We start from the raw sequence: 21,284 nt of genomic DNA, 5'->3' as shown, positions 1-21,284 counted from the left end.
CTAAACCTAACATTTGTTCATGTCAGACCCGCCAGTGTGCCGGGCTGCTGGTTCTCGCGAATCAGCCCGCTCGGTCGATGACGCCGCGCAACACGGTGTCGCGGACGTGAATCTGGGATGCGTGAGTCCCGATATCCCGCAGGATGTTCTCCGGGATCCAACCCACGGCGATCACGCAGCGGGCGAGCATCTCGTTCGACGGACTGTCGACCTTGATCTCATTCGATCGAATCGCTTCGGCGAGCAATGTTTTCATCTGTCGCAGCCGCTTTGTGAAGAGCCAGCCCGGATTCGGGGTGTCGGGCGGCGACTGCCGCATCCACGCCAGTTGGATGCGGAACTCGTCACCGAAACGCTCTAGCGCGTTGGTATTGATCCAGCTCAGCGCATCCAGCTTCTCGACCGCCGAGGCATCCGACCGCAGGACATTCGTCCAGCCGAGGCCGATCTTCTCGCCGAAGGACTGCATGATCGAGGCGAGTAGCTCCTCCTTCGAGCCGATCAGCCAATACACGGTTCCGGTGCCGAGTCCCGCGGCCGCCGCGATATCGCGGACGGTCGTATTCTCATATCCGCGGCGACCGAATTCGGCTCGCGCGACCGCGCGGACACGAGCCGCCTTGTTATCGGGCTCGCTCTCCTCGGACCAGCTCCGGACGACTTCGTCGGCGGCGAGGAAGGCGGCGGAACGGTCGAGCTCCGCATCGGTGTATTGCCGTGTGGCCAAGCCCTCCAACAGAATTCGGCACAACAGGGTGGCCACCTGATCCGGCGATCCCTTGTGCCGGATGACGTCCAAACCGACCTGCAGCATCGTCTGACAGATCCGATCGGCCAGTATCGGCAGATCGACATCGGCCCTCAGATAGCCGCTCCACCTCGCGGCGCGCAGGGTTTGCAGCATTGCCTCGAGTACGGCGGTCGGTCGCTGCCTGGTCAATTCGATGAGTTCGGGTTTCGAGCTCGGTCCCTCGTAGAACGACATCTGCAGTGCGGCACGATGGGCGACCGCGCACTGCGCGATCGCCGAACCGAGCTCGACGATTCGGTCGAAAGGCGGTCGCGAGTCCGGATGGTTCAACCGGTCCTGTGCCCGCTGCGCGACCTGGTCCAGGTCCGCGTGATAGCGGCGCAGCAATTCGACGAGGATGGCTTCCTTGGATTCGAAATGGTGGTACAGGCTGCCGGGGAGGATGCCGCACGCGTCGGCGATCTCCTGCAGCGACGTGCGCAGCCCCGAGGTTGCGATCAGGGATGATGCGGTCTGCAGGATCTCGGTGCGTCGGGTGCCGTCGTCGTAGGCGTGGCCGATATCGGCGGCGATGGCGCGCGGCTTCGCATCGCGCTGCGCCGGCTTGCCCTGCCCACGCGCCACAACACCTCCCCGACACCTCGCCGCCGTGATGGGGCCCCTGACAATCTGGGCTACCCAATGTTTGTTCAACGGTAGCAGAGGGTCTCAAGCCGACGGTGTCGGCAGTTGCCGGGCCAGGTCGAGGACCGTCACGGTATCGGTACCGGTCTTCTTCAGGCGTTCGGATGAACGGAATCCCAGGTCGACGTCGGCGGCCTGTGCCCGGAGTGCGCCGACCGTGGCGTCCTGCTTGGGCAGATGTTCGAACATGTCGAAGGAGTACAGCCGCAACGCATTCGCGTGGGTGATCCTGTCGATCTCGTCGTCGGGCACACCGTCGAGGTAATCGGCCAGCGTCTCCGGAGCCAGTGGCCACGTCGAGTCCGAATGCGGGTAATCGCATTCCCAGGCGACCATGTCGAGGTTGAGTTTGTGCCGGTTCTCGACGCCGAAGCCGTCGTCGATGAAGCACAGTGCGATGCGTTCGAGGAAAACCTCGCTGGGCAGCCGATCGCCGAAGTTCTGGTGTGTCCACGCGCGGTGCATCTTGTACACCCGGTCGACGCGTTCGAGGAAGTACGGCACCCAGCCGATCCCGCCCTCGGATAGCGCGAAGGTCAGATCCGGGAATTTGCGCAGCATCGGCGACCAGATGAGGTCGGCGGCAGCTTGCACGATGCTCATGGGCTGCAAGGTCATCATCACGTCGACCGGTGCGTCGATCGAGGTGATGACCACGCTCGACGAGGAACCGATATGCAGGTTCACCACGGTGTCCTCGTCACTGCACGCCTGCCAGAACGGATCCCAGTGCGGGTCGTGCAGTGACGGATAGTTCAGTTTGGTCGGGTTCTCCGAGAAGGTCACCGCGTGGCAGCCCTTCTTCGCCACCCGCCGCACTTCCTCGGCCATGAGTTCCGGATCCCAGATCGGGGGCAGCGCCTGCGGGATCATTCGGCCCGGGTAGGTGCCGCACCACTCGTCGATGTGCCAGTCGTTGTAGGCGCGCAGTACGGCCAGGCCCAGGTCCTTGTCCTTGGCGCGGGCGAAGTACTGGCCGCAGAATTGGGGATAGGACGGGAAATTCAACGCCGCGGCAACGCCATTGGCGTTCATATCGCGGATGCGCTCGTGGATGTTGTAGCAGCCGTCGCGGATCTCGCTGAGTTTGGTCGGCTCGGCGCCGTACTCGTCCGGGGGTCGGCCCGCGACCGCGTTCAGGCCGACATTGGTGGCTTCCTGGCCCTCGAACACCCACGCGTCGGTGCCGTCTGCTCGCTGGATGAGCTTGGGCACGTCGTTTTTGTACTTGGCGGGGATGTGGTTGTCGAACATGTCCGGCGGTTCGACGAGATGATCGTCTACCGAGACGAGTACGAAGTCGTTCATGTCCATACCGCGCTCCTTGTCTACCGTTCGTTCGGACTGTAGCTCTGAACAGATATTTGGTCAACGGCCGATGGATCACTTTGCGAACGGTTACGATCCGAACAAAAGTTAGGTACCGAGGAGTCGTCACATGGCCGATGAACTGACACAGGGGGTCAAGGATGCGCAGGCCAGATTCGATGCGGGCATGGGTGCCGACGGGGATGCGTCGCCGTATCCGATGCTGGCCGAATTGCGGGCGCGGGCGGCGGTACATCCGGGGTGGCCGGAGATGTCCGTATTCGACAATCCGGCAGACGGCAGGCAGATCTTTTCGGCATACACCTTCGACGCGGTGAAGTCCGTATTCACCGACAACAAGACCTTCAGCACGCGGTGCTACGAGGCGATCGTGCGTCCGCTGCAGGGGCCGACGATCCTCGAGATGCAGGAACCCGAGCATCAGGTCTATCGCAAGCTGCACGAATTCGCTTTCGCCCGTTCGTCGATGCGGCGCTGGGCGGGCGAGTTGGTCCGTCCACTGGTCCAGCGCACCGTCGACAGGGTTCGCGATGTCGGGCGGGCCGATCTGGTGGAGCAGGTGTTCATGCCGATTCCGGTGCGGGTCATCGCGGCGCTCATCGGATTGCCCGAATCCGATATTCCGGAGTTCCACCGGTTGGCCATCGAGCTGCTGGGATTCCACTCGGATATGGACACCGCACTGCGGGCCTCGGCGCAGTTGCGTGAGTACTTCGTCGGTATCCTCGCCGAACGCCGGCGCGTGCCCCGTGACGACATGATCACTGTGCTGGCGCAGGCCGACATCGACGGCGTCAAGATGTCCGATGAGCAGATCTACGGGTTCCTGCGAAACCTCTTGCCCGCGGGTGCCGAAACCACCTCGCGGTCCACCGCCAGCTTGGCCTTCGCACTGCTCACTCATCGGGATCAGCAGGCCGCGGTCCGAGCCGACCGCGGCCTGCTGCCCCAGGCGATCGAGGAGGGTATCCGCTGGGAAACGCCGCTGCTCAACTTCATGCGCGAGACGACACGTGATATCGAGTTCCACGGCGTACCGATTCCGGCGGGTTCGCTGTTGGCGGTCAACCTCGGCAGTGCGAATCACGACGAGCGCAGATGGGGTGATCCCGAGCGCTTCGACATTTTCCGGGAACGCAAGCCGCACATCGGTTTCGGTCACGGCGCGCACGTCTGCCTCGGCATGCATCTCGCCCGGCTCGAGAGCACCGTGATCTTCGAAGCGCTATTGGACCGGTTGCCGGGGCTGCGGCTCGACCCCGAGAGGCCTGAGCCGTACGTCGCGGGCACGTTCTTCCGGTCCCCGCCGCACCTCGAAGTGGTATGGGACCGATAGTGATTGACCGATCGATCCATCCGTCGCTAGTCTCTGAACAAATATTAGGTTTCAGTTCGCGCCGAACGACACGGAGGTTCTATGCCGAACGAATCGCGCAGCGTTGTCATCACCGGTGCTTCGAGGGGTCTGGGACTCGCCGCAGGGGCGTATCTCTACCGGCGGGGGTGGCGAGTTGTCGCAGCCATGCGTTCCGTCGATACCGGGCTCGACCAGCTGCGCGCGAAAACCGGTGCGCTACACGATGATCCCCGCTTGATCGGCGTCCAGCTCGACCTGACCGACCCGTCGTCGATCGAGGAGGCCGCGGCTGCCATTGTCCGTGCCGTCGGTGCTCCCTACGCGGTGGTGCACAACGCCGGTATCTCCGCGGCCGGAATGGTCGAGGAGACACCGGTGAGCGTGTGGGAGCGGATGTTCGCGACCAACCTGTTCGGCCCGGTGGCACTCACCAAGGCTCTCCTACCTGCGATGCGGGCGGCGGGCCGTGGGCGCATCGTGTTGGTTTCCAGCCAGGCCGGTGTGCGGGGAATGCCCGCTACGGCAGCGTATTCCGCGGTCAAGGGCGCGCTCGAGCGGTGGGGTGAATCGATGGCCATCGAGGTCGCACCGTTCGGCGTCGGTGTCACGGTCCTGGTCTCGGGCACCTACGACACCGACATCATCACCGACGCGGGGACCACCGATTGCCGGGATCTCGACGGGCCGTACGCCCGCCATCACCGCACCATGGACCGGCGCGGGCGGGCGGCGATGAAGTACGCGGCCCGCTCGCCGGAACAGTTCGCTGCCGGACTCGGCCGAGCGCTCGGCGGCACCGCGCCGTTCGTGCGCCGCGCAGTGGGCCCGGATGCGCGAATGCTGTTGATCGCCAGTCGCATTCTGCCCGCGTCGGTCTTGCACCACCTGACCCGTTTGATGCTGGGGATTCCACGATCCGGTGCCGCGAGCCACCCGCGACCGGCCGACCTCCAGTCGCATGAGAGCGAGAGAAATGCCTGACACCGCGTTCACCCACCCCGTCGGCTCCCATCCCCGGGTTCGTTTCGAATCGAGGATGCTGATCGACGGGGAACTCGCCGACGGCCGGGCCGGGACATTCGACAACATCAACCCCGCCACCGAGGAGGTGCTCGGTGCGGTCGCCGACGCGTCGGTACTCGATATGCGGGCGGCGATCGATGCCGCCCGCCGAGCCTTCGACGAAACGACATGGTCCACCGATCATGCCGTCCGGCAACGCTGTCTGCTGCAGTTGCAGGACGCATTGGAGTCCGAGCGGGAGGAATTGCGCGAGGAACTCATACTCGAGGTCGGCTGCCCGCGGGCGATCACGATGGGTCCGCAACTGGACGCGCCACTGGCGGATGCGCTCAGGTATCCGGCCGAGCTGATCGACAGTTATCCGTGGCGAACCTCCCTCGGCGATGCCCTGGTGTCGGTCACAGGCGTGCACACGACCAGGCAGGTCTGGCGTGAGCCGGTGGGCGTCGTCGGCGCGATCGTGCCGTGGAACTTCCCCTTCGAGGTCACCATCCACAAGGTCGGTCAAGCATTGGCGACCGGCAACACCGTCGTGCTGAAGCCCGCACCGGACACCCCGTTCAATGCCACCCGGCTCGGCCGGTTGATCGCCGAAAAGACCGACATACCACCGGGTGTGGTGAATGTCGTCACCGCATCGGATCATCTGGTCGGTGAGGAGCTGACGCTGTCGGGGAAAGTCGACATGATCTCCTTCACCGGTTCCACCGCCGTCGGTAAACGGATCATGGCGAAGGGCGCGGCGACAATGAAGCGCCTGTTCCTCGAGCTCGGCGGCAAGTCGGCGACCATCGTCCTGGAGGACGCCGACCTGGCCTTGGGCTGCATGATGGGTATTGCGCCGTGCATGCATGCCGGCCAGGGCTGCGCCAATCCCACTCGACTGTTGTTGCCGCGGTCGAGGTATGACGAGGGGGTTGCGATTCTGAAGGCGATGTATGAGGGGGTCGCACCGGGCGACCCACAGGATCCCGCCACGCTGTGTGGTCCGGTCATCTCCGATAAGCAACGCAGCCGCGTTCGCGGCTATATCCGGACCGGCATCGACGAAGGTGCCACGCTGCTCGTCGGCGGCGCCGAGCAACCAAAAGGCTTCGACAGGGGATTCTTTGTCGAGCCAACGCTTTTCGTCGATGTGGACAACTCGATGACCATCGCCCAGGAGGAGATCTTCGGTCCGGTGCTGGTCGTCATTCCGTACGACGACGAGGACGATGCGGTTCGCATAGCCAACGACAGTCCGTACGGCCTCGCGGGCAACGTGATGTCGGGATCGGTGGAGCACGCACTGGCCGTGGCCGCACGATTGCGCGCGGGCTTCATCGGCATCAACGGCACCGCGGGTTACGGCGCGGACACCCCGTTCGGCGGCTACAAGGCCAGCGGTGTGGGACGCCAGAACGGCACCGCCGGATTCGACCAGTACACCGAGCTCAAATCCATCGCCTTTCCCGCGGTGTGACGAAAAGATGACGAGCCGTTCCACCCGGTGGATGGTGGCCTGCTCGGCGCCGGGCGAATCCGATATAACGAAGCTGGATTCGTCAGTGGGAACGTGGAATTGAGGCTCGATTGGATATCGGCGATTTCAAAGACCAGTACGGGCCGGTGGCGCTCGTTGCCGGGGCGTCATCGGGTATCGGCAAGGCGTTCGCCGAGGTGCTGGCGGCGATGGGGCTGGACCTTGTGCTGGTCGCACGTCGACTCGACCGGTTGGAGGAGTTGGCGGCAAAGCTGTCGCAAGAACACGGCGTCCAGGTGCGGGCCGTGCAGATCGACCTCTCGGCACCAACGGCCCCACAGCAGATGCTCGACGCTACCGGCGCGCTCGATGTCGGATTGGTGGTCAGCAACGCCGGCTTCGGTATGAAAGGTGCGCACGCCGACAACGATCCGCAGGCGATGGCGGACATGCTGATGGTGAATTGTCATGTGCCGATGCAGTTGGCCCACGGTTTCATCCCGCGCCTGCGTCAGCGCGGTCGCGGTGGCCTGATCTTCACCAGTTCGGTCGAAGCCCTCATGGGCTGCCCATATTCCGCCGCCTACTCGGCGAGCAAGGCGCTGGTGAAAGCGTTGGGCGAAGGCCTGTGGGCAGAGCTCCAGCCCGAAGGAATCGATGTCCTGACACTATGCCCCGGCGCAACGGAATCCGAAGCCGCAGCCAACCAGGGCATCGACATGTCCACACTGCCCGAAGTGATGTCGGCCGAGGAAGTAGCGCAACTCACCCTGGAGAATCTCTCCGACGGTCCCGTCTTCATCAGCAGCGACTACTACCGGTCGACATTCGAAACGCTCCTCTCGATGCCACGGCGCGACGCACTGATGGCGATGGCGGGGCAAATGAAGCGCTGACGCCCTATCCCATTAGGCGGCGTCGGGAGGCTGCGGCCCGCCGAGCCGCCGATCGTCACCGCCGTCGAGCGCCTGTTCCCCTCCGCACGGCGGGACGGCCAGCCCTGAGCGGCCCGCGGAAAATCAAGCGTCGCCACATAGTTCGCGCAGGAGCGGGTTCAGCGCGTGCGGCGGTCGGTAGGGTCGGTCTGATGGAGTGGAGTTTTCGGTCGGCCGAAGAGCTCGCAGCTGCGTTGCGTGCCGGTGAGGTGACCTCGGTGGAACTGACCGACGAGGCGATCACCCGAATCGAGCGGGACGACAAGGCGATCAACGCGATCTGTGTGCCGGATTTCGACCGTGCGCGTGCCGCCGCGCGCGGTGCTGACGAGGCGCGCGCTCGCGGTGAGGACCGGCCGCTGCTCGGTATTCCGGTGACGGTCAAGGAGTCCTACAACATTGCCGGGCTGCCCACGACCTGGGGGATGCCGCAGTACGCGAACTATCTGCCCGCTGAGGACGCGGTGGCGGTGTCGCGGTTGAAGGCCGCGGGCGCGGTGATTCTCGGAAAGACGAATGTGCCGTTCATGCTGCAAGATTGGCAGAGCTTCAACGAGATCTACGGCACCACCAATAACCCGTGGGATCACGGTCGCACGTCGGGCGGATCCTCCGGTGGTTCAGCGGCGGCGCTGGCATCGGGCTTCGGCGCGTTGTCTATCGGCTCCGACCTCGCGGGTTCACTGCGCAACCCGGCGCATTTCTGCGGCGTCTACGCACACAAACCGACATTCGGGCTGGTCGCGAGTCGCGGTATGGTCCCGCCGTCCGCACCGGCGCTGCCGTCCGAGGGCGACCTCGGCGTCTGTGGTCCGATGGCGCGCACCGCCCGCGACCTCACATTGCTGCTGGAGGTGATGGCCGGGCCGGACCCGCTGACGCTCGGCGTCGCCTACGACATGACTCTGCCGCCCGCGCGCCATGAGCGGCTCTCCGAATTCCGTGTCCTGGTCCTCGACGACCATCCGCTCATTCCGACCGGGTCCGCTGTGCGGGCCGCGCTGAACCGAGTCACCGACGCGCTCGTCGACGTCGGTGCCCGCGTCGAACCGCACAGTCCGCTACTGCCCGACCTGACCGAAGCCGCGACGCTCTACGCACACTTGATGTTTTCGAACTTCGCCGCGCGCTTTCCCGCCGAGGCGTACGAGGAGCTGCGGAGCCGCGCCGCCGGGCTGAGCGCCGACGACCAGGGTCTCGACGCGGCACGGCTGCGCGGCATGGTCTCGAGCCACCGCGATTGGATCGAGGCGAACCTTCGCCGCGAACTGCACCGCCAGGGCTGGCGGCAGCTCTTCGCCGAGTTCGATGCCGTGGTGTGTCCGATCACCTCGATTCCCGCGTTCCCGCACGACCACAACCGCGGGGAACGCCGGATCGACATCGACGGCGTCGAGTACCCGTACATCGACCAGTCCGTCTGGGCGGGTCTGGCCACCATGCCCGGACTGCCTGCCACCGCCATACCAGCTGGCCGGTCCTCCGAGGGTCTGCCGGTGGGAGTGCAGCTCATCGGTCCGATGTTCGAGGACCGCACCCCGCTGCGGCTGGCCGAACTGCTCGAGCAGAAGATCGGCGGGTTCGAGGCGCCGGGATAGCACTCCCGAAATGCGGTGCGGTGTCACGGGGTTCGCGGTCTACGCAGTCCGAGTATCCGGCGGCCGATGTCGAGCAGTTGTCGATGCAGAGTCTCCTGGTCGACATCGCTCGGTGCGCCGGACGCAGCACCGGCCAGGCCGGTCAGCACCGCGGTGGCCGCGATGACACCATCCGGTCCAGGGTTGGGTTCCGCGAGTAGCGCCACCGGCCGATCGATCACCTCGCGCCAGTCCGGTTGCTGACGCACCACGCGAATGACGCTGGGATCGGTGGTCACGACGGCGGCGATCGATCGGCTCGCGGCGGCGAGTTCGGCATAGCCGTTCAGCATCGACTCCGCGCGGGTACGGGCGGTGCGCTGCTGTTCGGCGGTCTCGATCACCGACCGGAGTTGTTGCAGTAGTGGTTGCAGCACCGCGAGGAGTAGTTGTTCGCGGGTGCGGAAGTGGTAGTAGATCGCGGCCTTGGTGAAGCCGAGTTCGTCGGCGATCATCTGCAGCGAGGTGCCGGCGAAGCTGTGCCGGATGAAAAGTGCCACCGCGACGTCGAGAAGGCGTTGCCGACTGTCGATTTCCCGCGCGACATCGGCTGCCTCGGTTGCGGTGGTCATACCTTTCCTTCCCCTCGAGCCCGTCGTGGTGAATATGACTGTACTTGACGAGCAGCAAGGTGGTTGATTTACGATCGGCAAGGAAATCACTTTACGATCGACTAGCAATCTGCTTTACGATCGACTAGCATTCGACCTGTGTCGGCGACCCAGGTTGGTCGCGGCGTCAGATGGGACGGGAGCTACAGATGCCGCATTTCGCGAAGCCCGCGGAGGGGTCGTGGACGGAGCACTATCCAGAGCTGGGCACCGGCCTGGTGTCGTTCGAGGACTCGATCTCGCCGGAGCACTACGAGCTCGAACGTGCGGCGATCTTCGCGCGGACCTGGCTGAATGTCGGTCGGGTGGAACAGCTTCCACGCAAGGGCAGCTACTTCACCAAAGAGCTCGCGGTGGTGAACACGTCGCTGATCATCGTCGAGGACAACGACCGGCAAATCCGCGCTTTCCACAATGTCTGCCGTCATCGCGGCAACAAGCTGGTCTGGGACGACTATCCCGGCCAGGAGACTGCCGGTACTTGCCGACAGTTCACCTGTAAGTACCACGCCTGGCGCTACAGTCTCGAGGGCGAGGCCACCTTCGTACAGCAGGAGCAGGAGTTCTTCGACTTCGACAAGAGCCGGTTCGGCCTGAAGCCGGTGCGCTGCGAGGTGTGGGAGGGCTTCATCTTCGTCAATCTCGATGACGATGCCGCGCCGCTGACCGACTATCTCGGCAAGTTCGCCGAGGGTCTGGCGGGCTACCCGTTCGGGGAGATGACCGAGGTGTACAAGTACCGGGCCGAGGTCGGCAGCAATTGGAAGCTCTACATCGACGCCTTCGCCGAGTTCTACCACGCGCCCATCCTGCACGCGAAGCAGTACGTGTCCGGTGAGTCGTCGAAGCTGTCGAACTTCGGCTTCGAGGCGCTGCACTACGAACTGGACGGGCCGCACGGCATGGTGTCCTCGTGGGGTGGCATGGCGCCGCCGAAGGACCTGAATATGGTCAAGCCGATCGAAAGGGCATTGCGCAGCGGCAATTTCGGCGCTTGGGATCGCCCGGACATCCCCGCGCTGGACAATCTGCCACCCGGCCTGAACCCCGCCCGGCACCGGGCATGGGGCCTGGACTCCTACGTCTTCTTCCCCAATTTCATGATCGTCGTGTGGGCGCCGGGCTGGTATCTGACGTATCACTACTGGCCGACCGCCTACAACAAGCACATCTTCGAGGGCACCTGTTATTTCGCCCCCGCGCGCAACGCCACCGACCGGTTGCGTCAGGAACTGGCCGCGCTCACCTTCAAGGAATTCGGCCTGCAGGACTGCAACACCCTCGAGGCGACCCAGACCATGCTCGAATCACGGGCGATCACCGAGTTCCCGCTCAATGACCAGGAGATCCTGTTGCGGCATCTGCACAAACAGGCCACCGACTTCGTTGCCGGGTACCGGGCGGAGTCACGAAACGGCTGACTGGACCAGCCGGTCGCGCAGCGCGGTGAGGGTGGAGGCCGACAGCCCGGCCCTGGTACGCAGATAGCCCTCGATACTCCCGTGTTGTTCCCGCAGTGTGGTGAGCAGGGTGGACATCGCCAGTCGCGGTGCACCGAAAACTGCGCGGTAGCGTGCGGGGTCGACATCCTCGGGCAGGCGGGCCAGTAGGCGGGGCAGGCGCCGGTCGGTGAAGTGGATGGCGCTGAGTTCATAGTCGTCGAGAATCGTCGTCTCGTCGACACCGAGTGCCGCAAGCAGTAGTGCGGCGGCGACGCCGGTGCGATCCTTGCCCGCGGTGCAATGGATCAGCGCCGGTGTACCGTCGGCATCGGCAAGCTCGTTGAGGATCCGCCCGAATATGCCGGCGTCGAAATCGGCCATCCGGCGGTACATTTCGGCAAGGAAGTCGTCGGGAATTTCGGCGGGCCGGGTCCGGATCATCTCGGCATTGGCCCGGGTGTGGGCGGCGGTGCCGCCGATGGTGAGCGGTATCCGGCGCACGGTGGCGGGCAGGGCCGAGGGGGACCGGTCGCGTTCCTCGTCGGTGCGCAGGTCGTAGGCGACCAGCAGCCCCAGGCGTTCGATGATGGCGAGGTCGTCGATGCTGAGCCGGTGCGGAGCGTCGGAGCGATAGACCATGCCCCAGCGGGTGTATCCGCCGTCGACGGTCGGATAGCCACCGAGGTCGCGGAAGTTCGTCGCACCCTGCAGGGTGAGGACACGCTCGGGCATTTGCGCCGACTCCTAATTCTGAGAATACTCTTCTTGTGAGCGAGAATAGTCTTGCGGGTCCAAAGGTCGATGTGGTGGGCCGCATCGCAGCGCGGGCTCTCGCCAAACGGGAGGCGACCTACGCCGATGAGGTGCGCCGCCTGCTGGATGCCGCACTGGCCGTCATCCGCGCCAGCGGCACCGCGTCGCGCCCGCGTGTCGCCGATATCGTCGCGGCCGCCGGTCTGTCCAATGACGCCTTCTACCGGCACTTTCCGTCGAAGGACGCACTCATCTCCGCGCTCATCGAGGATGGCGCCGAGCGCCTGGTGCGTTATGCCGGCCGCCGAATGCGCACGGCGGATACACCGGAGGACCAGGTGCGACGCTGGGTCGAGGCGGTGCTGTCCCAGGCCGCCGAGGCCACGGCGACGTTGACCAGGGCGGTGCTGTGGAACGCCGGCGGGTCGGCCCCGGATCTCGATGCCGGATCGCCGACGCCGAGCGGTCGGCTCGCCACACTGCTGCACGGCGCATTCGCCGAAATGGGCAGCCAGGACCCGGAATTCGATGCCGGGCTCGTCGCACACGCGACTGTCGGCACTCTGACCGATTTCCTCTGGCGCCGGGTCGAGCCGACCGCCGCCGATATCGACCGCACGACCGCGTTCTGCCTGCGCGCGATCACCCCGATCAACTCTGGAGATAGCGCAGCGGAGCGTAATTGGCCCAACCGGTATCCGGCCAGTTGAACCAGCCCGCCGATGCCGAGGTGCCACCGTCGGGGTGCAGGGTGGTACCGGTGAGGTAGGCCGAAAGGGCCGAGGCGAGGAACACCACGCAGTTCGAGACATCGGTGACCTGACCGGGGCGGCCCAGTGGGATGGCGACCCGGGCCCCGGCGGGATCGGACATGGCGCCGTCGCCATGCGAGAACCTGGCGAGGTTGGGGGTCGGCACGAAGTCCGGGGCCACACTGTTGACCCGGATCCGGTCCGGTGCGAGTTCGACGGCGAGGGTGCGGCCGAACTGTTCGACGGCCGCCTTCGCGGCGGCGTAGACGGCGAAACCCGGTGCGGCACGGTGCGCTTCGATGGTGGTGATATTGACGATGCTGCCGCCGCGCCCACCGGCCCGCATGCGCGGCGCCGCCAGTGCGCAGGAGTGGAATACATGCAGCAGATTGGTGCGCAGCAGCGCGTCCCAGCCCTTCGGTGTGGTGTCGGTGAACGGCGCACGGAAGGTGCCGCCGACGACATTGACGAGTGTGTCGAGCCGACCCCAGCGGTCGTCGACGGCGGCGAACAGTGCCGCCAGCGTATCGGGATCGCGGGCGTCACCGACCTGCACCAGGGCGTCGCGGTCGGCCATCGTGTGCCGCAGGGCCTCGGCTGCCTCGGCATCGAGGTCGAGGACTGCGGGCCGGACATCGTTGGCGACCAGATCGTGCACGATCGCCTGCCCGAGACCGCCTGCGCCGCCGGTGATCACGGCCACGGTGCCGTCGAGGCCGCTGCGCTGTTCGAACCAACCCGTCACTCAACGACCTCGCTCGACCTTGTTGAACGGCACGTCGCGGTCGGCGGCGTGTTCGCGGGGCATGCCGAGTACGCGTTCGCTGATGATGTTGCGGGCCATTTCGGTGCTGCCGCCGGCCAGGCTCCAGGCGTTGCGGAACAGATAGTCGATGCCGAGTTGGCCGATGCCCGGACCGTCCGGATCGCCGGTCACCGCCGCCGCGCCCGCGATCGTGACCGCGGAATCGGTTTGCAGCAAAGCATTTTCGGCACTGAACAGGCGCACGATGGATCCGGCCGCGGGCGGCAGTGCGCCGGTGCCGACGGCGTGCGAAACGTGCGCGATGAGCTGGTTGCGGACCACGATCATGGCCCTGGCCGCCCCGATATCCGCACGCACCCGCGGATCGTCGAGACGGCCGGTCGCGCGCGCCAAGTCGACCAACGTGGTGGCCTCAACGCCGAGGTGGGGGCGTTGGCCGCTGGTGTAGGGCGAGGTGCCGCCCATGGCGGCCCGTTCGTGATTCAGTAGCCGCGACGCCGCCGCCCAGCCGTCGCCGACCTCGCCGATCACGGCGTCGGCGGGTAGCCGGACATCGTCGAAGAACTCCTGGCAGAACTCGGTCGATCCGGTGACCTGTTTGATCCGCTGGATCGTTACGCCCGGCGCGGCGACCGGGACGAGGAAAAGGGTGAGTCCATTGTGCTTCGGCACGTCCCAATCGGTGCGGGCCAGGCACAGCCCGTAGTCGGCGGCATAGGCGCCCGAACTCCAGATCTTGGAGCCGTTGAGGATCCACTCGGCACCGTCGCGATCGGCGCGGGTGGTCAGCCCGGCCAGATCCGAGCCGCCACGTGGTTCGGACAGGAACTGGGCCAGGATCTCCGCACCGCGCAGCACCGCCGTCAGATGCGCGCGCTTCTGCTCCTCGGTGCCCAGCTCGAGCAGGGTGGCCGCGCAGATCGCCAGCGTCGGCACATTCAGCACCAGCGGCATCTCGTAGCCGAGCGACTCCTCGGTGAAGGCCTGCTGGTGGGCGGGTGTGAGCCCTTGGCCGCCATAGGTTTTCGGGAAGCAGATACCGGCGAAGCCGCCGTCGGAGAGGATGCGCTGCAGTTCGCGCGCGCGATCCCACACTTCGTCGTGGTCCGCGCCGGTGTAGGTCTGCGTGGTGGGCGGGAGGTTTTCCTTCAGCCAGCGCCGGGCACGGTCACGGAAGCTGTCCACTGGTTCGAGATCGGTGGTCATGCGGCGCTCCGAACGAGTAGGTCGGTGATACGGCGGTGATGTTCCTCCGGGGTGCCGTACAGGGCCCGGCCGTAGGTGACTCGCCGCAGAAACAGATGCAGGTCGTGTTCCCAGGTGACGCCGATACCGCCGTGGATCTGGACGCAGTCCTGGACGATCACCGGCGCCTTCGTACCGACATACGATTTGGCGACGCTGACGAATTCGGCTGCCGTGGAGTGATTTTCGTCGATGGCCGCGGCCGCGGCGCGGGCGGTCGCATGGCAGGCCTCCAGCCAGGTCTTGTTATCGGCCATGCGGTGTTTGAGGGCCTGATAGGAGGCCAGCGGGCGGCCGAAGGTGTAGCGGTCGAACATCCAGGTCACGGTGGCGTCGAAGGCGCGCTGGGCGGCGCCGGCCGACTCCGCGGCGCTGAGCGCCGCTGCGATATGCAGTTGCGATTGCGTTGCCGCGGTGGCGGTTTCGCCCTGCTGGACCACGGCCTCGGCGCCGACGAAGACATTCGCGAACTCGACCCGGGCGGTACGGCGAACGAGGTCGAGCGTCCAGGTCGGGGTGACCGTCACGCCCGGGGTATCGGCGCGCACCAGGAGCTGGATCGGGCCGTCCGGGCCGTGTGCGGTGACGAGGAACAGGTCGGCGCGGTCACCGGCTTCGACGCGGTCCTTGAGTCCGGTGAGCCGGTAGCCGGTACCGTCGGGTTCGGCCCGGGTGTCCGGGGCGGTGAGATCCAAACCGTGGCCGGGCTCGTAGAGCGCCCACGCGGCGATCGCGTCCCCACTGACGATCTCGGCGATCACATCGGCGAACCGATCGCCCGTGGCCGCCAGTCCGGTGAGTACGGCACTGGTGGGGATCAACGGGCCGGGCGCGCAGGTGCGACCGAACTCCTCGGCCACCAGCGCGAGTTCGGTCATCGGTTGACCGGAAATCGAGCCGCCCCCGAGATGTTCGGGCACCAGCATCGCGGTCCAGCCCAACTCCGCGCCCCGTCGCCACCACAGGTCATCGAAACCCGATGCGGCATCGGCGAGTTCGCGCACCGTCTCGATCGGGACGGTGTGGTCGAGGAACTCGCGGGTCGTCGTCTGGAACAACCGCTGATCGCCGGTCGGCTCGACACTCATGATTTTCGGTCCTCCGAATCAACCGCTGAGCACCTGCTCACCGGACTGAGACGCGCTGGTCGGAAACCGCGCGCCGCCGTCTCCTATTTGACGGTCTCCCGTACCGATGTGAGAATCGGATTCAACAGTTATCGAGAGTAGCATTCTCGCGTGCCGGTCGGTAGGTCCATGACGAGCGCGCGGTGGCGAAGGGAGCCATCAGTGGTGAACGACTTCGAGGAGATGGATTTCTTTCTCGGGCGGGAGCTCATAGCGGATCCGTATCCGTACTTCGACGCCATGCGGGCACAGTGCCCGGTGGCGCGCGAGAACCACCACGGCGTGTACATGGTGACCGGCTACGACGAGGCGCTCGAGGTGCTGAACGACACCCAGCACTTCTCCTCCTGCACCTCGGTGACCGGTCCGTTCCCCGGTTTCCCGGTGCCGCTGGAGGGCGATATCGATGCGCTGATCGCCGAGCACCGCGACAAACTGCCGTTCAGCGACCAGCTGCCGACCCTGGACCCGCCGGTGCACACCCAGCATCGCGGCCTGCTGATGCGGCTGATCACCCCGAAGCGCCTCAAGGAGAACGAGGACGCGATGTGGACGCTCGCGGACCGGATGCTCGACAGCTACCTCGCACCCGGCCGCGGCGACTTCATCCGTGACTTCGCCGGACCGTTCACGCTGTACGTCATCGCCGATCTACTCGGCGTGCCCGCGGCCGACCAGGAGGAATTCCTGCAGGCATTGCAGCGCGACCCGCACCGGGAGGGCTCCACCCTCGGCAGCACCGAGGGTGAATCCATGCACCACAATCCGATCGAATTCCTCTACGGCAAGTTCGCCGACTACATCGAGGACCGGCGCCGCGAACCGCGCGGCGATGTTCTCGGCAGCATGGCGACCACGATGTTCCCGGACGGCTCGGAACCCACGGTGCTCGATGTCGTCCGGGTGGCCACGAACCTGTTCTCGGCCGGTCAGGAGACCACTGTTCGACTGCTCAGCTCCGCGCTGAAATTGCTCGCCGAACAGCCGGAACTGCAGCGGTGGCTGCGCGAAGACCACTCGCGCATACCCAATTTCGTCGAGGAGGTGCTGCGCATGGAGAGCCCGGTCAAGGGCGACTTCCGTTTGTCGCGGGTGCCGGTCAGCGTCGGCGGGGTCGACCTGCCCGCCGGTACCACCCTGATGGTGGTGAACAGTGGCGCCAACCGGGATCCGCGCCGCTTCGACGGTCCGTCGACCTTCGATCCCGAGCGCTCGAATGCCCGCACCCACATCGCTTTCGGCCGTGGCATCCACACCTGCCCGGGCGCACCGCTGGCCAGGGCCGAGGCCCGCGTGGCCATCGAGCGGCTGCTGGACCGCACGACCGATATCCGCATCGACGAAGCGGTGCACGGCGCCGCCGACGCACGCGAGTACGAGTATGTGCCGACCTTCGTCCTGCGCGGCCTGACCGCGCTGCATCTGGAATTCGATATCGCGGAAGGTGGTACCCGATGAAGGTCTCGGTCGATTCCGACCGCTGTCGCGGACATGGGGTGTGCTTGTCGTTGTGCCCGGAGGTGTTCACCCTCAACGACGACGGCTACGCCGAGGTGCGGACTCCCGACGTTCCGGCCGACTTCGCCGGCGCCGTCCTGGTCGCGGTGTCGGCCTGCCCGGAGCATGCCATCACCGCGAGTTGACCGGTTCGATGCGGCCGCCGATATCAGCTGACCGGCATTCAATCCGAGGAAGCGTGTTGTTCCATGGCCGAGAATCACATTGCCGAACAGAGTGATCCAGTGGCGGGCGACGACGTTGTGCGGACACCCGCGGCACCGATGACGCCCGGCTGGCATGCCGATCGGGCGCCGGATCGCCCGGCGATCGTGCTGGCGTCCAGTGGCGAGGTGGTGACCTATGCCCAGTTGGAGCAGCGGTCGATCCGGTTCGCCAGGGCCCTGCTTTCGCGCGGGCTCGCGGTCGGCGACCACATCGCGATTCTCATGGAGAACAATCGCCCGTTTCTCGAGATCGCGTGGGCGGCGCAGCGCTGCGGTTTGTACTATACCGCGATCAACCGGCATCTGAAAGCCGTTGAGGTGCAGTACATCCTGGACGACTGCGGCGCCACCGCACTGGTGGCCAGCGAGTCCATGGCCGAGGTGGTGGCCGAGCTCGACCTCTCCGCCCTCCCGGTCCGAATCGTGGCGGTGGGGGAGTTGGTCGGTTTCGAGCAGTACGAGGATGTGCTGACGGCGACATCACCGTATCCGCTCGGCTCCGACGAATGCGAGGGCCGGGAGATGCTGTACTCCTCGGGAACGACCGGGCAGCCCAAGGGAGTTCGCAAACCGCTGCCCGCAGCTCCGCTCGGCGATCCGGATTCGGCGCCGGTGCAGATCGCGCGGGGTCTGCTGGTGAGCGGCGCCAGTGCGGATGCGGTCTATCTGTCGCCCGCACCGCTGTATCACGGTGCACCGCTGGTGTTCTCGATGTCGTGGCATCGAATCGGCGCGACCGTGATCGTGATGGAACGCTTCGACCCTCGGCAATGTCTGGAGCTGATCGAGCGTCATCGGGTCACGCACGCGCAACTGGTGCCGACGATGTTCGTACGCCTGCTGCGATTGCCGAAGGCCGAACGCGAACGCTACGACATCTCCAGCCTGGTGAATGTGGTCCACTCGGCGGCGCCGTGCCCCGTGCCGGTGAAACGGCAGATGCTGCAATGGTGGGGACCGATCCTCAGCGAGTACTACTCCGGGACCGAGGATGTCGGGAACACCTACATCAGCGCCGAGGAGTGGCTGGCACATCCGGGCTCGGTGGGTAGACCTGCGCAGGAGTGTCACATTGTCGGCGCGGACGGCGAGGAGTTGCCGCTCGGCCAGGTCGGGGTGGTGTATTTCGGTGGGGGACGGCCGTTCGAATATCACCACGATGCCGCGAAGACCGCTTCGGTGACTCATGAGAAGGGGTGGCGCACCCTGGGCGATATGGGCTATCTGGATGCCGACGGCTATCTGTACCTGACCGATCGCCAGGCCCACATGATCATTTCCGGTGGGGTCAATATCTACCCGCAGGAGGCCGAGAACGTCCTCGCCGCACATCCCATGGTCGCCGACGTCGCCGTGCTCGGCGTGCCGGACGAGGAAATGGGCGAGGCGGTGAAAGCCGTTGTCCAACTGATTGATCCGGCTGCCGCCGGTGCCGAGATCGCGGCCGAGCTGATCGCCTGCTGCCGCGCGGAACTAGCCTCCTACAAATGCCCGCGCACGGTCGACTTCGTCACCGAATTGCCCCGTGATCCCAGTGGCAAGCTCTACAAACGCCGGCTGCGCGCCCAGTATTGGGAAGGCCACGACACGCTGGTCAGCTGAGCGACCTACCGGGCGGGCATCGGCTCCGGGCGCGGCCATGTCCGTCCGTACAGCCGTTCGATATCGCTGTTGAAACGCTCCAGATAGCAGGCGAATTCGGCGCGCTCCTCGGCGGTCCAATCCTGCGTCACCGCTGCCAGTACCTCGATGATGACAGCACGCTCCCGATCGAGGCGTTGACCTCCGTCGGCGGTGACGCGGAACTTGCGCGCGATACCGCCGTCGGGGTCGGGGATGCGTTCGACGAGTCCGGTGCGCAGCAGTGTGGCGGTCTGCCGATGCAGCGTCGACACATCCAATCCCAGGGCGTCGCTGAGCTGCCGCAGCGACATCGGGCCCTGGATCCGCAGTCGGCTCAGTAGCAGATATGAGCTGCGCTCGAGCGGGTCATCGGTGCGCCGATGCTGCGGGCTCAGTCGGTAGTGGCCGAGTAGCAAGGTCTCGAACTCGATCAGTTGTATGCGCTTGTCCATGCCTTCCTTCCTCGGAGATGTGCATCACACACAGTGCGTGTATTGTTCACGTGGAATGCATGATACACATGTAGTGTACGATACACGCTGATTGTTGTGAGTCCGAGGGAGATTTGCGTGGACAAGCCTGATTCCGCTGTCCGGCCGGGCGCCATCCTGGCCGTGCTGGCCTATACCGGCATCGTCGCGTCGCTGATGCAGACGCTCGTGGTGCCATTGCTCGGCGAGTTGCCGCAGATTCTGAATTCCTCGGCGGCCAATACGTCCTGGGTGGTCACGGTCACCCTGCTCGTGGGTGCGGTCGCCACTCCGGTCGCCGGACGCCTCGGCGATATGTTCGGCAAGCGCCGGATGGTGATCGCCTCGACCGTGCCGCTCATCGTCGGCTCGGTGGTCTGTGCCATGGCGGGTTCATTGCTGCCGATGATCATCGGCCGCGGCCTGCAGGGCCTCGGCTTCGGCACCATCCCGCTGGCCGTCGCATTGCTGCGGGATGTGCTGCCGCCCGAGCGACTCGGCTCGGCCATCGCACTGATCAGCTCTTCGCTCGGTATCGGTGGCGCGCTCGGTCTGCCGTTGGCGGCGGCGGTCACCGAGTACAGCAACTGGCGGGTGCTGTTCTGGGCGGCGGCGGCGCTGGTCGCGGTCGCCACCGCGCTGATCACGCTGATCGTCCCGGAGGGTATTGCCGAAGGGCCGTCGGGTCGTTTCGACGGACTCGGTGCGGTACTCCTCGGCGCCGGCCTCGTGTCGCTGCTGCTCGCCGTGTCCAAGGGCGCGACGTGGGGTTGGACGAGCGGCAGCATTCTCGGCCTGTTCGTCGCGGCCGTAGTGCTGCTGCTGGTGTGGGGTTGGTGGGAACTGCGGACCGTCGAGCCGCTGGTCGACCTGCGGGTGACCGCTCGGCCGCAGGTGCTCGTCACCAATCTCGCGACGGTCGCCATCGGCGTCGGTATGTACGCGTTGCAGCTGAGTGTCCCGCAGTTGATGCAGCTGCCGAGTTCACTCGGTTACGGTCTCGGCCAGTCGATGATGGCGATGGGACTGTGGATGGCTCCCGCCGGAATCATGATGATGCTGATCTCTCCAGTCGGCGCCAAGCTGTCGGCATTGCGCGGTCCGAAGTTCACCCTTGTGGTCGGTGCCGTCATCATGGCCATCGGTTACGGCTCCGCGCAGGTCCTGATGGGCAGCACCTGGGGACTGCTGATCGTGAACATCATCTGCAGCTCGGGTGTCGGTTTCGCCTACGGCGCGATGCCCGCCCTGATCATGGGTGCGGTGCCGCAGTCGGAGACCGCCGCCGCCAACGGATTCAATACCCTGATGCGCTCGATCGGCACCTCGATCTCCGCGGCCGTGGTCGGCGCGGTGCTCGCACAGCTGACCGTCACGGTCGGCGGTCACAGCATCCCCACCGAGGACGGTTTCCGCGTCGCGTTCTTGATCGGCTGTGGCGTATCGGTCCTGGCGGCATTGGTTGCGATGGCCATTCCGGTCCGTCGTGTGATTGCCGCCCGTCCGGCCGAGCAGACCGAAGCGGAAGTCCCCGCCGGAGTCTGATGGCTCACCCGCGCAGCGTGGCGCGGTGGCAACGGCGCCTCGAACCTG

At 65.7% G+C, this 21,284-nt stretch carries 19 protein-coding genes; 11 read left to right on the top strand and 8 right to left on the bottom strand.

Translation table 11 applies throughout. The features are described from left to right. Positions 1 to 61: 61 nt before the first annotated feature. Together ON44_RS45990 and ON44_RS45985 are read right to left on the bottom strand one after the other, a co-directional pair. Positions 62 to 1,324: a TetR/AcrR family transcriptional regulator gene (locus ON44_RS45990; protein WP_040701908.1), complete on the bottom strand. Its 1,263-nt coding sequence runs from the start codon at positions 1,322 to 1,324 to the stop codon at positions 62 to 64. Between the two features lie 135 nt (positions 1,325 to 1,459). After that, entirely contained in the window at positions 1,460 to 2,749 is a 1,290-nt protein-coding gene (locus tag ON44_RS45985) for an amidohydrolase family protein (RefSeq protein WP_040701806.1), read from the bottom strand. A gap of 124 nt (positions 2,750 to 2,873) precedes the next feature. On the opposite strand from ON44_RS45985, the gene ON44_RS45980 reads away from it, so the two are divergent. From ON44_RS45980 to ON44_RS45960, 5 genes are all read left to right on the top strand, one after another. Next, positions 2,874 to 4,100, top strand: a complete 1,227-nt coding sequence (locus ON44_RS45980; RefSeq protein WP_040701804.1) for a cytochrome P450 — start codon at positions 2,874 to 2,876, stop codon at positions 4,098 to 4,100. A gap of 81 nt (positions 4,101 to 4,181) precedes the next feature. Continuing rightward, positions 4,182 to 5,102, top strand: a complete 921-nt coding sequence (locus ON44_RS45975; protein ID WP_051183433.1) for an SDR family oxidoreductase — start codon at positions 4,182 to 4,184, stop codon at positions 5,100 to 5,102. A 55-nt stretch (positions 5,103 to 5,157) separates the two neighbouring features. Continuing rightward, positions 5,158 to 6,606, top strand: coding sequence for an aldehyde dehydrogenase family protein (locus ON44_RS45970; protein ID WP_040701802.1), 1,449 nt, complete (start codon positions 5,158 to 5,160; stop codon positions 6,604 to 6,606). A gap of 110 nt (positions 6,607 to 6,716) precedes the next feature. Further along, entirely contained in the window at positions 6,717 to 7,502 is a 786-nt protein-coding gene (locus ON44_RS45965) for an SDR family NAD(P)-dependent oxidoreductase (RefSeq protein WP_218007793.1), read from the top strand. Positions 7,503 to 7,693: 191 nt separating this feature from the next. Beyond that, positions 7,694 to 9,139 carry an amidase gene (locus ON44_RS45960; RefSeq protein WP_040701800.1) on the top strand — a complete coding sequence of 482 codons (1,446 nt, stop codon included), beginning with the start codon at positions 7,694 to 7,696 and terminating at the stop codon, positions 9,137 to 9,139. Positions 9,140 to 9,162: 23 nt separating this feature from the next. On the opposite strand, the gene ON44_RS45955 is transcribed toward ON44_RS45960, so the two are convergent. Then, positions 9,163 to 9,750 carry a TetR/AcrR family transcriptional regulator gene (locus tag ON44_RS45955; RefSeq protein WP_040701799.1) on the bottom strand — a complete coding sequence of 196 codons (588 nt, stop codon included), beginning with the start codon at positions 9,748 to 9,750 and terminating at the stop codon, positions 9,163 to 9,165. 188 nt (positions 9,751 to 9,938) lie between these two features. On the opposite strand from ON44_RS45955, the gene ON44_RS45950 reads away from it, so the two are divergent. Further along, positions 9,939 to 11,210 carry an aromatic ring-hydroxylating oxygenase subunit alpha gene (locus ON44_RS45950; RefSeq protein ID WP_040701903.1) on the top strand — a complete coding sequence of 424 codons (1,272 nt, stop codon included), beginning with the start codon at positions 9,939 to 9,941 and terminating at the stop codon, positions 11,208 to 11,210. Here ON44_RS45950 and ON44_RS45945 read toward each other — a convergent pair. Next, entirely contained in the window at positions 11,196 to 11,963 is a 768-nt protein-coding gene (locus ON44_RS45945) for a tyrosine-protein phosphatase (RefSeq protein ID WP_051183432.1), read from the bottom strand. The two genes, ON44_RS45950 and ON44_RS45945, sit on opposite strands and share 15 nt — an antisense overlap. Positions 11,964 to 11,998: 35 nt before the next feature. Between ON44_RS45945 and ON44_RS45940 the strand changes: the two genes are divergently transcribed. Beyond that, on the top strand, positions 11,999 to 12,694 hold the full coding sequence (locus ON44_RS45940; RefSeq protein WP_051183431.1) for a TetR/AcrR family transcriptional regulator: 696 nt from the start codon (positions 11,999 to 12,001) through the stop codon (positions 12,692 to 12,694). Here ON44_RS45940 and ON44_RS45935 read toward each other — a convergent pair. The 3 genes from ON44_RS45935 to ON44_RS45925 are packed head-to-tail and all read right to left on the bottom strand — an operon-like array spanning position 12,636 to position 15,835. Further along, the gene (locus tag ON44_RS45935; protein WP_040701797.1) at positions 12,636 to 13,481 is read right to left on the bottom strand and encodes an SDR family NAD(P)-dependent oxidoreductase; all 846 of its coding nucleotides are present in this window, start codon (positions 13,479 to 13,481) and stop codon (positions 12,636 to 12,638) included. The genes ON44_RS45940 and ON44_RS45935 overlap by 59 nt on opposite strands. Further along, complete coding sequence (locus tag ON44_RS45930; RefSeq protein ID WP_040701795.1) at positions 13,482 to 14,708, bottom strand: acyl-CoA dehydrogenase family protein; 1,227 nt, start codon at positions 14,706 to 14,708, stop codon at positions 13,482 to 13,484. Next, positions 14,705 to 15,835, bottom strand: coding sequence for an acyl-CoA dehydrogenase family protein (locus tag ON44_RS45925; protein WP_040701793.1), 1,131 nt, complete (start codon positions 15,833 to 15,835; stop codon positions 14,705 to 14,707). The genes ON44_RS45930 and ON44_RS45925 overlap by 4 nt, the downstream gene beginning before the upstream one ends. Before the next feature lie 201 nt (positions 15,836 to 16,036). Here ON44_RS45925 and ON44_RS45920 point away from each other — a divergent pair, with 201 nt between their 5' ends. From ON44_RS45920 to ON44_RS45910, 3 genes are all read left to right on the top strand, one after another. Next, positions 16,037 to 17,332 (top strand): cytochrome P450, encoded by a 1,296-nt coding sequence (locus ON44_RS45920; protein WP_218007792.1) that lies wholly within the window; start codon positions 16,037 to 16,039, stop codon positions 17,330 to 17,332. Next, positions 17,329 to 17,517 carry a ferredoxin gene (locus tag ON44_RS45915; protein ID WP_040701791.1) on the top strand — a complete coding sequence of 63 codons (189 nt, stop codon included), beginning with the start codon at positions 17,329 to 17,331 and terminating at the stop codon, positions 17,515 to 17,517. Before ON44_RS45920 ends, ON44_RS45915 begins: the two co-directional genes overlap by 4 nt. Before the next feature lie 138 nt (positions 17,518 to 17,655). Further along, entirely contained in the window at positions 17,656 to 19,200 is a 1,545-nt protein-coding gene (locus ON44_RS45910) for an acyl-CoA synthetase (protein WP_040701897.1), read from the top strand. Between the two features lie 5 nt (positions 19,201 to 19,205). On the opposite strand, the gene ON44_RS45905 is transcribed toward ON44_RS45910, so the two are convergent. Continuing rightward, positions 19,206 to 19,673 (bottom strand): MarR family winged helix-turn-helix transcriptional regulator, encoded by a 468-nt coding sequence (locus ON44_RS45905; RefSeq protein WP_040701790.1) that lies wholly within the window; start codon positions 19,671 to 19,673, stop codon positions 19,206 to 19,208. 117 nt (positions 19,674 to 19,790) lie between these two features. Between ON44_RS45905 and ON44_RS45900 the strand changes: the two genes are divergently transcribed. Next, positions 19,791 to 21,236: an MFS transporter gene (locus ON44_RS45900; protein WP_040701789.1), complete on the top strand. Its 1,446-nt coding sequence runs from the start codon at positions 19,791 to 19,793 to the stop codon at positions 21,234 to 21,236. Positions 21,237 to 21,284 lie beyond the last annotated feature (48 nt).

The sequence above is a fragment of the Nocardia vinacea NBRC 16497 genome (assembly GCF_000308835.1).
Lineage (GTDB): Bacteria > Actinomycetota > Actinomycetes > Mycobacteriales > Mycobacteriaceae > Nocardia > Nocardia vinacea.
The sequence above is the reverse complement of the archived record's forward strand: the minus strand, read 5'-3'. Positions and strand labels throughout refer to the sequence as shown.